Raw genomic sequence first — 13,499 nt, 5'->3', positions numbered from 1 at the left:
CCTTTCGAACGGGGGGCTGTTTCATTTCAGCTATGCCGGCGCTGACGCAGCCTCTTCTGTGGCCGGAGCGCGATCAGGTTCCGCGCTCAACGCCCCCATATCCTTTGCGATGGCCAGCTCTTCGGCGGAAAATATCTTGTTGATGTCGATGATAATGATGAACTGTTCGTTCTGGCGCCCCATTCCTTTTATGTACTCGGCATTGATGGCCGCGCCCATCTTGGGGGCTGGCTCAATGGTATCCGGTGCCATTTCGAACACTTCGCGCACGGAATCCACCAGTGCGCCCATAACGGTGAACTCGCCCTCGTATTCAATTTCCACGATGATAATGCAGGTATCCACGGTGTCCTCGCCCTTGGACATACCCAGCTTGAGCCGCATGTCCACCACAGGAACGGCGTGCCCTCGCAGATTGATGACACCGCGCATGAATTTGGGTGTCCTCGGAATTTTGGTTATGGACGTCAGCTCCAAAACCTCGCGGACCGTTCCTATATCGAGAGCGAAAATTTCCTTGCCCAAAGTGAACGTCAAAAACTGATTGATATCTTTCAGAGCTTCATCGGCCATGCCAACCCCCTGATTGCTTGCAGTTATATTTTGAATCGTTTGAAGGATGCCGCGCAACTCGGCACGGCCGCTCCCCAAAGGTTTCGACTTGGATTACTCCATACACCGCGGACAGGCCCTCACGCCATTATAAATGTCCGGATGACGCCATCGAGGAGCAATGATGACCTTTGGCAATCATCAAAAAAAACACCAAGTTGAAATTTTTTTTAAAATAAACGTTGACAACGGAACCGAGCGCAGATAGTTACTCACTTCGCGTCGGGATGTAGCGCAGTCTGGGAGCGCACTTGAATGGGGTTCAAGGGGTCGGAGGTTCAAATCCTCTCATCCCGACCAAGCGATGAAACACCCCGGTGGGCCGACCAAAAGTCGGCCCACCCTTTCATCGAAAACAGCCGGAACGCTGCTGTAGCTCAATCGGTAGAGCGCGTCCTTGGTAAGGACGAGGTAGGCGGTTCAATCCCGCCCAGCAGCTCCACATATCAAACCGCTGATCGCAAGATCGGCGGTTTTTTTCTTTTGCCACCCTGCCGCGGTTTGCGGGAGGACCTAATTATCCTGCCCCCTGTCAAGTTGTTTTCTTATACATTTCTAACGCATTCACTTGTCATTCTTCGACAAAACGGGGTTTCCAGAAAAATCGGTGATACGCTCTCCGCAAAATAAAGGAGAACGTCATGAACGTATTTGAAATGGAATTGAAGCGCGACCGGAACGGCCGCATCGTGGAAAAAACCGAAACCGTGGCAGGCACACCCGCCACCTGGAAGTACACCTACGACAACGGCGGGCGGCTGACGGAAGCGCACCGGGACGGCAGGCTGATCTGCCAATGCCACTACGACGGGGAAGGCCGCCGGTCCCGGGACTATTTTCCCGCAACCGTCGGGCCCCACTACCGCGATTACCAGTACACCATGGACAACCGTCTGCTCCGTGCGGGCAACAACACGTACACCCACGACGACAACGGATTCCGGTCCATCTGGTCGAACGGCGGCACGTACCATCTCTACGAGTACACGCCAGACTATCGGCTGCTCAGGATGGAGGTAGAAGACCAAAACCGCGTCTACACCTTCCAGCATGACGATGATGGTCAGCGGGTAGCCAAATACCTGAACGGCCAGCTTGCCGAGGCCTACCAGTGGCTCGACTTCATCCGCCTCGGAGCCTTCCACGACGGACGCATGGGCTACGAGTTCGACTACACGGACAAAGAACGGCTCCCATCCTCCATGCGCCGCGAGGACGGTGCCGAATTCACCTTGTACTACGACCAGGTGGGCTCGCTCCGTGTTGTTGCCGACTCGCACGGCAACGTGATAAAGGAAGTCCTGTACGATCCGTTCGGCGGCATCATTGAGGACACCAACCCGGACTTCCGCATCCCCATCGGCTTTGCGGGCGGGCTGCATGACCGAGACCTCGGTTTCGTCCGCTTCGGATGGCGGGATTACGACGTGAATACCGGTCGATGGACCGCGCCCGACCCCATAGGCGACAAGGGCGGTGACCCGGATTGGTATGGGTATTGTCTGGATGATCCGGTGAATGGCAATGATCCATTAGGGCTGGAAGGCGGATTCTGGAGTGGTATGAAATCGATTGGAACCGGACTTGGGCAACTTTGGAACAAAGCCCCTAAAGGAATCGGCGAAGCCATTACCAAAGGCTCAAAAGGAGCCGAAGAAGCATTGAGCAAAACCGCCAATGCTTTTGCAACAAATAAGGATTTGCAAAAATACACAGGCATCGCCTTGGGGGCGGGAATGCTCCCCATTGCGGCGGCGGGAGCGATTGAAACTGCTCCTATTATCGCAGGAGCCGCCATGCAGCACCCGGATAAGCTTGCGGCTGCATCAAAGGCTGCGGTTGATTTTGCTAATGGACTTGTAGAGGGTCCCCCGCCACAAAGCCCTGCCGGTGGCGCAGGAGCCCTCACCAAGGGCGTCTATGATTGGTATAAACAAAACAGGAGATAGAATGCGTATCAAAGTATGGGAATGGATTATGAGTATCCTGATGGTATTCTATGGTATTTCCATGATTCGAACTGGGATTTACACACTATATGGAGTACCCATGTTCCCATTGGCAGCCTATGCAATGACAGCGATAGGGGTTGTTATCCCCATACTGGCTTGGTTCCTTCGATCTCCATCCCGCAATAAAAAAACTAGTTAGCTAGGACAGCCCCTATATTTAAATAAAGATGATGCCCCAGAGAAACCGCATCCGAATTGCAAATGTCAAGTCGTCGAGTGTGAGTACGATACCCAATACGGCGATTGGAAGGTGGTTTCGGAAACTGTGATCATGTATAGAATAGCAGGGATTGTTTGTTTTGGAGCAAAATGCACTGCTGCATGGCACCAGATAAGCAGGATTGAAGAAATCAGAACGCGGAAAGTTATTCGAACATGTGGGGCTTCGATTTTAGAAATCGAAAATAAAAATGAAAAACGAAGCAGAAAAAAGGTTGAGGTTCGTGAGGCTCCTGCCATCGCTATATACCAAGGCGGAGATCCAGAAGGTGGCGATGTCTTTATTTCTACAAATCCATGGAACCCATATGATTCAAGAAGTGTTCGAAAAAGCTCTCGCTAAAAGTAACTTACACATAGTCGTCACATTAATAGTGCTTTCTGTATCGATTATCGGGGAACAAGCCATAGCATTTGACGGCAATCCAAATGAATTCATTGGCCCAAAACCTGGACTACTGCTTAAGTCTTCCAACTCTAACGGGCTGACAGTTGAGGTTCATTCTGAATGGTCGGAAGGCAATGTGCTACTTGTAAAGGAAGTGTTTTGCTGCTTCTCAAAGGATAACAAAATTAAAAAGAACAACAAAAAAGAATATAAATCAATATACAGTCAGTATACTTTGAAAGTCGAAGAGCAAAAATTGATTATGCAAATGGCAGGTGTCGAATTTACACTCATCGACTTTGCTGCAAAAAATTGGACAGTTCCGGGAAAAGCATATGGAAATTTTGAATCAAATGCACTTCTAGCTATTTGTAGAATTACTTCCGTAAGTGAAAAACAAATTCTTGATGAGGAAAGGCGAGTTGCTGTGGTGCGGTGCGATATTAAAAATCAATTACTTGAGACCACATCGGTCACATGGGAGATTGCCTCTGGTTTAGGCTTGCTCTCAAGGGGTGATTATACTCTTAAGTCTATTGAAAAGCTAAAGTAAAAGGCAAAAAGTAGGCACATATTGACAACTCATATTTTCTCAAAAACGCCGCTGTTACCTATTCGGAGCTTGCATTGCCATGGCTAACCTCCCACACCACAAAATCGCGGCATTTCGCCCAAAAATGTTATCCTTGGAAAAATTTCACAAATAATTTCAAAGTATAAAAGCTTAAATCCGGTCATGAGCTCAAAGGGTCGAAGGTTCAAATCATCTCATCCCGACCAAACGATGAAACACCCCGGTGGGCCGACCAAGAGTCGGCCCACCCTTTCATCGGAAACAGCCGGAACGCTGCTGTAGCTCAATCGGTAGAGCGCGTCCTTGGTAAGGACGAGGTAGGCGGTTCAATCCCGCCCAGCAGCTCCACATATCAAACCGCTGATCGCAAGATCGGCGGTTTTTTCTTTTGCCACCCTGCCGCGGTTTGCGAGAGGACCTAATTATCCTGCCCCCTGTCAAGTTGTTTCCTTATACATTTCCAACGCATTCACTTGTCATTCTTCGACAAAACGGGGTTTCCAGAAAAATCAGTGATACGCTCTCCGCAAAATAAAGGGGAACGTCATGAACGTATTTGAAATGGAATTGAAGCGCGACCGGAACGGCCGCATCGTGGAAAAAACCGAAACCGTGGCAGGCACACCCGCCACCTGGAAGTACACCTACGACAACGGCGGGCGTCTAACGGAAGCGCACCATGACGGCAGGCTGATCTGCCAATGCAACTACGACAGAGAAGGCCGCCGGTCCCGGGACTATTTTCCCGCAACCGTCGGGCCCCACTACCGCGATTACCAGTACACCATGGACAACCGTCTGCTCCGTGCGGGCAACAATACGTACACCCACGACGACAACGGATTCCGGTCCATCTGGTCGAACGGCGGCACGTACCATCTCTACGAGTACACGCCGGACTATCGGCTGCTCAGGATGGAGGTAGAAGACCAAAACCGCGTCTACACCTTCCAGCATAATGATGATGGTCAGCGGGCAGCCAAATACCTGAACGGCCAGCTTGCCGAGGCCTACCAGTGGCTCGACTTCATCCGACTCGGAGCCTTCCACGACGGACGCATGAGCTACGAGTTCGACTACACGGACAAAGAACGGCTCCCATCCTCCATGCGCCGCGAAGACGGTGCCGTATTCACCCTGCACTACGACCAGGTTGGGTCCCTGCGCGCTGTTGCCGATTCACACGGCAACGTGATAAAGGAAGTCCTGTACGATCCGTTCGGCGGCATCATCGAGGACACCAATCCGGGCTTCCGCGTCCCCATCGGCTTTGCGGGCGGGCTGCACGACCGGGACCTCGGTTTCGTCCGCTTCGGATGGCGGGACTACGACGTGAACACCAGCCGCTGGATTGCGCCCGATCCGATTGGCGACAAGGGCGGTGATCCTGATTGGTATGGGTATTGCCTGAATGATCCGGTGAATGCGGTGGACCCGCTGGGGCTATTTCGATTTGGGAAGCGAGGATTGGGCGGGTTGCCATTGCTTGGCATCTTTTCCGATAACCCGATAAATGATGCGGCCAATACGGAAATAGCTCATGAACACGGTTTTTATGAAGATGGGACTGGGGGTAATGTTGGGCTGTTCAAGGATGGGCGTAGATTCGACACAGAAAACATTAATAATTACAAATTGGAAGACAAGAGCTATGACGACAAGCGAATGCGCCGTGTTGTCAAAAGCCTTGGGAAACAAGAATACAACCTTCTTGGCATAGGCGGAAAGAAAAACAACTGCCAAGACTATGCGGACAAGATGCGCAACCGATATTCGTTGCTGGATCGAGGTGACCGCCAACGATAATTGAAAGGCAATAAAAAAGGTGGGGCTGATCGCCCCACCTTACAAGGGGATAGAATGAAAAAAGCGGGCATATTGATTGCCGTGTTGGTAGTTATCGCTATTTGGGCAAATTCTCACAGGAATGAACTCGCGGTTTGGTTTAATAGTGACTCTTTCTATAAACCAATATTCATTGGATATTTGAATGTATTACAACCCGGCAGTACCGTCAGCGCCCAATTAACGCCTTCATATCATGTCCGACATGGTTTTTTTCTGACCTTTCCCTGTGATGATATCAGCTCAGAGTCTTATTGCAATATGGAAGGATCAATCCGATATTCATTTTTGCTCAACGGGATCGAGTTGGACTCAAAGACAATTGCGATACCCAAACGTCCAATGAGAGGCCAAGACAGTAATGGCATCTGCGACATCGCCTTGTTTACATTTGACCTCCCTTTCCAGGGTCACGACTCGGTAACTCTCAAAGTGGTAGTTGAATCTCCATTTTCCAAGCTTTCCCATTATCAAAAGGATATCCGATGCGAAGTATCCCCTGCCTATTGGCCAAAATAAGTGGAAATACATCCGATGAAATTCTAGGGGCACAAGAGAGGTTACAGGCCTTCAGTTTATTGCGAGCGGACGACTCCTAGAGTTGGATACCCTCCTCCGGCACAAAATCCCCATTTTTAGCCAAAACCTGTTATCCTCATAAAATTTACTTAATAATTTCAACATATAAAAACTCTATTCCGGTCATGGGGTTCAAGGGGTCGGAGGTTCAAATCCTCTCATCCCGACCAAGCGATGAAACACCCCGGTGGGCCGACCAAGAGTCGGCCCACCCTTTCATCGGAAACAGCCGGAACGCTGCTGTAGCTCAATCGGTAGAGCGCGTCCTTGGTAAGGACGAGGTAGGCGGTTCAATCCCGCCCAGCAGCTCCACATATCAAACCGCTGATCGCAAGATCGGCGGTTTTTTCTTTTGCCACCCTGCCGCGGTTTGCGGGAGGACCTAATTATCCTGCCCCCTGTCAAGTTGTTTTCTTATACATTTCCAACGCATTCAATTGTCATTCTTCGACAAAACGGGGTTTCCAGAAAAATCGGTGATACGCTCTCCGCAAAATAAAGGGGAACGTCATGAACGTATTTGAAATGGAATTGAAACGCGACCGGAACGGCCGCATCGTGGAAAAAACCGAAACCGTGGCAGGCACACCCGCCACCTGGAAGTACACCTACGACAACGGCGGGCGTCTAACGGAAGCGCACCGGGACGGCAGGCTGATCTGCCAATGCAACTACGACGGGGAAGGCCGCCGGTCCCGGGACTATTTTCCCGCAACCGTCGGGCCCCACTACCGCGATTACCGGTACACCATGGACAACCGTCTGCTCCGTGCGGGCAACAATACGTACACCCACGACGACAACGGATTCCGGTCCATCTGGTCGAACGGCGGCACGTACCATCTCTACGAGTACACGCCGGACTATCGGCTGCTCAGGATGGAGGTAGAAGACCAAAACCGCGTCTACACCTTCCAGCATAATGATGATGGTCAGCGGGCAGCCGAATACTTGAACGGGCAGCTTGCCGAGGCCTACCAGTGGCTCGACTTCATCCGACTCGGAGCCTTCCACGACGGACGCATGAGCTACGAGTTCGACTACACGGACAAAGAACGGCTCCCATCCTCCATGCGCCGCGAGGACGGTGCCGTATTCACCCTGCATTACGACCAAGTAGGCTCGCTCCGTGTTGTTGCCGATTCACACGGCAACGTGATAAAGGAAGTCCTGTACGATCCGTTCGGCGGCATCATCGAGGACACCAATCCGGGCTTCCACGTGCCCATCGGCTTTGCGGGCGGGCTGCATGACCGAGACCTCGGTTTCGTCCGCTTCGGATGGCGGGATTACGACGTGAATACCGGTCGATGGACCGCGCCCGACCCCATTGGGGACAAAGGTGGTGATCCTGATTGGTATGGGTATTGCCTGGATGATCCGGTGAACGGGGTGGACCCGCTGGGGCTATTCCAAATCATTGGGGATGGTCCCGGGGGGCGGATTGTTGGGGGCATTATAGGCGGGGCTATCACAGGAACTATCAGTGGGGGCGTCTCCATGGGCCCTGCCGGTGCTGTGACAGGTGCAGCTGTGGGTGGTGCCCTTGGCGGCCTAGGTGCAGTCTATGGAGAAATCCCCAATGATCTTGGCCGTGGTTCCTCTGGTGGGGGCGGTAGCTCCAATTCCGGGAGCAGCTCTGGATCTTCTGGAACCGGAAGCGGTTCCGGCTCCACTGGTGGAGGAAGTTCGTCTCGAAGCGGCGGTTATGACGGTGGTGGAGGTTGGTTCGGAAGATAGGAAACCCACCCTGGCATTAAAACCTTAGAGGTGCATGTATGAATTGTAACATTTGTGATAATAAGATCCGTAAATTAGATAAACGAATTGGAGGATGGATATGCATGGGCATAGCATTCATCCTTGTCTTGCAAATGAATCTGGACTTCTCGCTTGAATCTGGAATAGCTGTATATCTTTGGTTCATTGTTTTCATGGTCCCTGGTATTTTGCTTCTTCAATCAAAACCTCGGTACACCTACTGGTGTTCAAAGTGTAAAAAAATAGTTTCTATCAAGACAGAGCAATAATAAAGAAAAAATGGCCAGCCATCCAGAGTGGGATGGCTGGCCGTTAGTTTTTTTCGACGTTTTGTGTGGAACTCATGAAGCAACTGCTGTGGTACTTCACCAAGCATGCCCAAACTGAATATTTATTTTCCAGCGAATTGAAAGTCTCCCCTTTTCCAGTCTTTCTTGGATAACCTTCGCTGGCACAAAATCCCCATTTTTAGCCCAAACCTGTTATCCGCATAAAAATTTACTTAATAATTTCGACATATAAAACTCTATTCCGGTCATGGGGTTCAAAGGGTCGAAGGTTCAAACCCTCTCATCCCGACCAAGCGATGAAACACCCCGGTGGGCCGACCAAAAGTCGGCCCACCCTTTCATCGGAAGGCCATGCCCCCGTGTACTTGGATGACGAAAGGCCCCTTCTCCATGCGTTGCGATGACGGTGCCGTATTCACCTGTGAAAAAAACTCACATTGCCGGTGGACCCATTTCCCCAAGGCAGGTCACAGAATGAAGAGAAAGCTGTTGCTGCCAAGTATTGCTATTTGTGTTAGTGTTCTTCCATGCTCAACTTCAAAAGTTCGGATTGGTACGATTTCAGGAGTCCCATACTAGGAGAGGTATAACGAAGGCCATGGGATGCCCTGCCTTGATTACGGCAGTAGGCGTTCGGTCGCGTCGGAAGAAGATCAAATCGAGCCAATGCAGGCTTGGCTGGAGTAAGCGAAGGGACGTATTTTGTAACCATATCGACTTGACTAAAAACGGCTTTGAGCGAAACCTGTCAAAAGTTAACCGCGCAGCCAAAGGATACGCGTACAGACTACAATATCGTTTAACTCTGCTCGTCATCACAGGAAGGATTTAGAATGGCCCCATACGGCGTAATGAACAATACGGCTCGGTTCAAGCTGCTCTCAACACTGTTGCTGGCCGTTCTGCTCCTCGGATGCAACGGCGATGCGGATACGGCGATGCCCGCACCAACAAGTCGCCAGGTCAGCACGATCACAATACACAGGCAGAAAGTCACGCTGACCAGGGAACTTTCCGGACGCACCACCCCCTTTCGTATCGCGGAGATTCGTCCGCGCATCAGCGGGTTGATTCAGCGGCGCCTGTTCACGGAAGGTTCCGATGTCAAGGAAGGAGAGATCCTCTATCTGATCGACCCCGCTCCCTTTCAAGCAGAGTACAACAACGCGCTAGCGGGACTCAAGCAGGCTCAGGCCCAACTCCAGTCCGTAGGCTCCAAGGCGGAACGCTACGAAAAACTTTTAGAAGCCAAGACCGTAAGCCAACAGGATTACGATGATGCCGCCTCCGCCCTGAATGAACTCAACGCCAGAATCAGGTCATTGCAGGCATCCCTGGAAGTCGCCCGCATCAACTTGGGATACACCAAAATCACCGCCCCCATTCCCGGCCGCATCGGCAAGTCTTCCGTCACGGACGGGGCCATTGTTACGGCCTATCAGAATACCGCCCTGACCTCCATCCAGCAGCTCGACCCCATTTATGTGGACGTCCCCCAGTCCACCACGGAGCTGCTGCGCATCAGGAACGGCGTCGGCAAGGGGAAATTCAAATCGAATTCGCAGCACCCCGCAGTCCAACTCATCTTGGAAGACGACGCGCTTTATCCCCACGAGGGAAGGTTGCAGTTCAGCGACGTCACGGTGGATCAGACCACCGGCACGGTGACCCTACGAGCGATTTTCCCCAATCCGGACAAAACGCTGCTGCCCGGCATGTTCGTCAAGGCGGTGTTGCAGGAAGGCGTCGACGAACAGGCCCTCCTCATTCCGCAACAAGGCGTGTCGCGCGACCACCGAGGTGAGCCCTTCGCCATGGTGGTCGATGAGGGGAGCAAGGCGCAACGACGGCCCCTGGTCCTGGGCCGGGCCATTGGCGACAAATGGCTCGTGATCTCTGGCCTGGCCCCGGGAGATCGGGTGATCGTCGAAGGATTGCAACGGTTGCAACCGGGTACGGAAGTTACGGCCTCTCCTTTTGATTCACCGAAAGACCCGCCTGCCGACGCACAGCCCCGAAAGTCGCGTCCGGGAGAAGAATGATGCTGTCCAAATTCTTTCTTGACCGACCTGTCTTCGCCTGGGTCATCGCCATCATCATGATGACCCTCGGCGCGCTCATGATCTACCTGATGCCGGTCGCGCAATATCCGCCCATCGCTCCGCCTTCCATTGCGATCGAGGCCTGTTACACCGGCGCTTCGGCGGAAACTGTCGAGAACACGGTCACCCAGATCATTGAACAGAAAATGACCGGCCTGGACAACATGCTCTACCTGACCGGTACGAGCTCCTCTTCCGGTCAGTCACGGATTGAGTTGACCTTCGCCCCGGGCACCGACCCGGACCTGGCCTGGACCAAGGTGCAAAACAAACTGCAACTAGCGACGGCCAGTCTGCCCGATTCGGTGCAGCGTTTCGGCATCAAGGTCAGCAAGTCCACCCGGAACTACCTCATCGTGGTCGGCCTCATTTCGGAAGACGGCAGCATGAACGGCGAGGACCTACGAGACTATGCCCAGTCCAACCTGGAAAAGGTCCTGGCCAGGGTGCCCGGAGTAGGTGAAGTGGAGAGCTTCGGCACCCAGTACGCCATGCGCGTCTGGGTCAACCCGGACCGCCTCACCAACTACAGCCTGACCATGGAAGACGTCATCACCGCCCTGAGGACCTACAATGTCGAGATATCGGCCGGGCAGTTGGGTGGGGCCCCGGCCGAAAAAGGGCAGCGCATCAACGCCCCCATCGTGGTGCAGCACCTGTTGCAGACCCCGGAGGAATTCGCCTCCATCCCCATCCGTATCAACCAGGATGGCTCCACAATCCGCGTCAAGGATATCGGCCGCACCGAACTGGGAACAGAGCGCTACGACGTCTCGGCCAACTTCAACGGCGCCCCCTCGGCCGGCATGGCCATTCGCCAGGCCGCCGGGGCCAACGCCCTGGACACGACCGACGCCATTAAGGCGAAACTTGCTGAAATGAGCCTGTATTTCCCCCCGGGAATGAAGGTGGTCTATCCCTTCGACACCACGCCCTTCACCGTAGTGGCCATTGACGAAGTGATCACGACCCTGTTCGAGGCCGTGCTGCTGGTCTTTATCATCATGTATGTTTTCATGGGGAGCATCCGGGCCACCCTGATTCCGACCATCGCCGTGCCTGTGGTGCTGTTGGGGACCTTCGCCGTACTCGGAATCTTCGGTTTCTCCATCAACATGCTGACCATGTTCGCCATGGTCCTGGCCATTGGGCTATTGGTGGACGACGCCATCGTCGTCGTCGAGAACGTGGAGCGGATCATGACGGAAGAAGGACTTCCCCCCCGTGAGGCCACTGCCAAATCCATGGACGAAATCACCAGCGCCCTAGTCGGCATCGGGCTGGTGCTTTCGGCGGTCTTCGGCCCCATGGCCTTTTTCCAGGGATCCACCGGCGTGCTCTACCGTCAGTTCTCCATCACCATCATCGCCTCCATGATCCTTTCGGTAATCGTGGCCCTGATCCTCACTCCTGTGCTGTGCGCAACCTTTCTCAAACCCGTGAAAAAAGGTCACGGCCCCGCAGTCAACGCGATCTTTTTCATGCGCCCCTTCTTCCGATGGTTCGAGCGCAACTTCACCAGAATCAGAGGATTCTACATCGAAATCGTCCACCATTCCTTCTCCAAAAAAATCCGATATCTGATATTCTACGGTTTGCTCGTGTTGACGGTGGGCTTTCTGTTCACGCGCATGTCCACGTCCTACATTCCGGATGAAGATCAAGGAATCCTGCTGGTTCAGGCCACGCTTCCCTCGGGCTCCACTCTAGAGCAGACCGAAGCGGTCATGGACACGGTCGAAAAATACTTCAAGGAACATGAGCAGGACGCGGTGGAGTCGGTCATGCCCGTTTCCGGCATCTCCTTCGGAGGTCAAGGACAGAACATGGCCTTGGGATTCGTCAGACTCAAGCCATGGGAGGAACGCGACGATCCCTCCCTGTCGGTACCCAGCCTCGCAAACAGGGCCATGCGATCCTTTTCCCAGATCAAAGAGGCCACAGTCTACGCCTTTCCGCCGCCTCCGGTCGTGGAGCTCGGCATGGCTTCGGGATTCGACTTCGAACTGCTTGACATGGGAGGCCTGGGGCCCCAGAAGCTCCTGGCGGCGCGCGATCAGCTCTTGGGCATGGCCGCACAGGACCCCCGGCTGGCCAGGGTCCGTCCAAATGGCATTGAGGACTCCCCGCAATACTACGTCGATGTAAATTGGGAAAAGGCGGGAGCCTTGGGCGTGCCCATCTCCTCAATTCACACGACCCTGTCCGCCGCATTCGGCGGTTCCTACGTCAACGATTTCGTGCAAGCCGGACGGGTCAAGAAGGTTTACGCCCAGGCCGATTCTCCCTACCGCATGTTGCCGACGGACCTGGAAAAACTTTATGTCCGCAACGACCTGGGTAAAATGGTGCCCTTTTCCTCCTTCGCCATTGGCCGCTGGTCAACGGGATCGCCGAAACTGGAACGCTACAACGCCTTCCCGGCCACCAACATCTGGGGCGAGGCCGCGCCCGGTTACAGCACCGGCGAGGCCATGCAGGCCATGGAAGAAATCGTCCGCAAACTGCCGGATGGAATCGGCTACGACTGGACGGGACTGTCCTACCAGGAACGCATGGCCACCTCCCAGGGCCCCATACTCTATGCGATCTCCATCTTTGTCATTTTCCTCTGCGTGGCCGCCCTGTACGAGAGCTGGACCATTCCTTTCGTCAACCTGCTGATGCTCCCGCTGGGCGTGTTGGGGGCCATCGTGGCTACCTCGTTGCGCGGTCTGCACAATGACGTCTACTTTCAGATCGGCTTCCTGACCACGCTGGGCCTTTCGACGAAGAACGCCATTTTGATCATCCAGTTCATCAAGGAGCGCATGGGGCATGGCGAAGAACTCATTGAAGCGACCCTGGGCGCGGTCAAAACCCGGTTCCGACCGGTGATCATGACCTCGCTGGCCTTCTTCTTCGGTGTTCTACCTCTGGCCATCAACACGGGAGCCGGTGCCGGAGCCATGAACGCCATCGGTACGGCGGTCTGCGGCGGCATGCTTTCCGCCACCTTCATCGATCTCATATTTATCCCGATATTCTTTGTTTTGATCGTCAACTTCTTCAAGAAAAAGACTCCATCCGATCAGATGCTGTAGTCACGAGATTATCTAGAGTCTGATTGTGTGACAT

9 protein-coding genes and 4 tRNA genes are annotated in these 13,499 nt (G+C 53.5%); 12 read left to right on the top strand and 1 reads right to left on the bottom strand.

Annotation, left to right across the window (positions count from 1 at the left end; all coding sequences use genetic code 11):
- Positions 1-30 precede the first annotated feature (30 nt).
- Positions 31-573 (bottom strand): chemotaxis protein CheW, encoded by a 543-nt coding sequence (locus LF599_RS08715; protein WP_269943266.1) that lies wholly within the window; start codon positions 571-573, stop codon positions 31-33.
- Between the two features lie 262 nt (positions 574-835).
- Between LF599_RS08715 and LF599_RS08710 the strand changes: the two genes are divergently transcribed.
- The 12 genes from LF599_RS08710 (at position 836) to LF599_RS08655 (ending at position 13,465) form a co-directional block, all read left to right on the top strand.
- Positions 836-912, top strand: a tRNA-Pro gene (locus tag LF599_RS08710).
- Positions 913-978: 66 nt separating this feature from the next.
- Positions 979-1,054, top strand: a tRNA-Thr gene (locus tag LF599_RS08705).
- A 199-nt stretch (positions 1,055-1,253) separates the two neighbouring features.
- Positions 1,254-2,561, top strand: coding sequence for an RHS repeat domain-containing protein (locus LF599_RS08700; protein ID WP_279523016.1), 1,308 nt, complete (start codon positions 1,254-1,256; stop codon positions 2,559-2,561).
- A gap of 334 nt (positions 2,562-2,895) precedes the next feature.
- Positions 2,896-3,186 (top strand): hypothetical protein, encoded by a 291-nt coding sequence (locus LF599_RS08695; RefSeq protein WP_269943263.1) that lies wholly within the window; start codon positions 2,896-2,898, stop codon positions 3,184-3,186.
- Positions 3,152-3,784: a hypothetical protein gene (locus tag LF599_RS08690; protein ID WP_269943262.1), complete on the top strand. Its 633-nt coding sequence runs from the start codon at positions 3,152-3,154 to the stop codon at positions 3,782-3,784. Before LF599_RS08695 ends, LF599_RS08690 begins: the two co-directional genes overlap by 35 nt.
- 293 nt (positions 3,785-4,077) lie before the next feature.
- Positions 4,078-4,153: transfer RNA gene (locus LF599_RS08685), tRNA-Thr, on the top strand.
- Between the two features lie 198 nt (positions 4,154-4,351).
- Positions 4,352-5,611 carry an RHS repeat domain-containing protein gene (locus tag LF599_RS08680; RefSeq protein WP_279523015.1) on the top strand — a complete coding sequence of 420 codons (1,260 nt, stop codon included), beginning with the start codon at positions 4,352-4,354 and terminating at the stop codon, positions 5,609-5,611.
- The gene (locus tag LF599_RS08675) at positions 5,612-6,169 is read left to right on the top strand and encodes a hypothetical protein (protein ID WP_279523014.1); all 558 of its coding nucleotides are present in this window, start codon (positions 5,612-5,614) and stop codon (positions 6,167-6,169) included.
- Positions 6,170-6,465: 296 nt separating this feature from the next.
- Positions 6,466-6,541: transfer RNA gene (locus LF599_RS08670), tRNA-Thr, on the top strand.
- Positions 6,542-6,739: 198 nt separating this feature from the next.
- Entirely contained in the window at positions 6,740-7,969 is a 1,230-nt protein-coding gene (locus tag LF599_RS08665) for an RHS repeat domain-containing protein (protein ID WP_279523013.1), read from the top strand.
- A gap of 1,144 nt (positions 7,970-9,113) precedes the next feature.
- Positions 9,114-10,322 carry an efflux RND transporter periplasmic adaptor subunit gene (locus LF599_RS08660; protein WP_279523012.1) on the top strand — a complete coding sequence of 403 codons (1,209 nt, stop codon included), beginning with the start codon at positions 9,114-9,116 and terminating at the stop codon, positions 10,320-10,322.
- Positions 10,319-13,465, top strand: coding sequence for an efflux RND transporter permease subunit (locus tag LF599_RS08655; protein WP_279523011.1), 3,147 nt, complete (start codon positions 10,319-10,321; stop codon positions 13,463-13,465). Before LF599_RS08660 ends, LF599_RS08655 begins: the two co-directional genes overlap by 4 nt.
- Positions 13,466-13,499 lie beyond the last annotated feature (34 nt).

It is taken from the genome of Pseudodesulfovibrio thermohalotolerans (genome assembly GCF_021353295.2).
In the GTDB taxonomy this organism is placed as follows: Bacteria; Desulfobacterota; Desulfovibrionia; order Desulfovibrionales; family Desulfovibrionaceae; genus Pseudodesulfovibrio; species Pseudodesulfovibrio thermohalotolerans.
The sequence above is the reverse complement of the archived record's forward strand: the minus strand, read 5'-3'. Positions and strand labels throughout refer to the sequence as shown.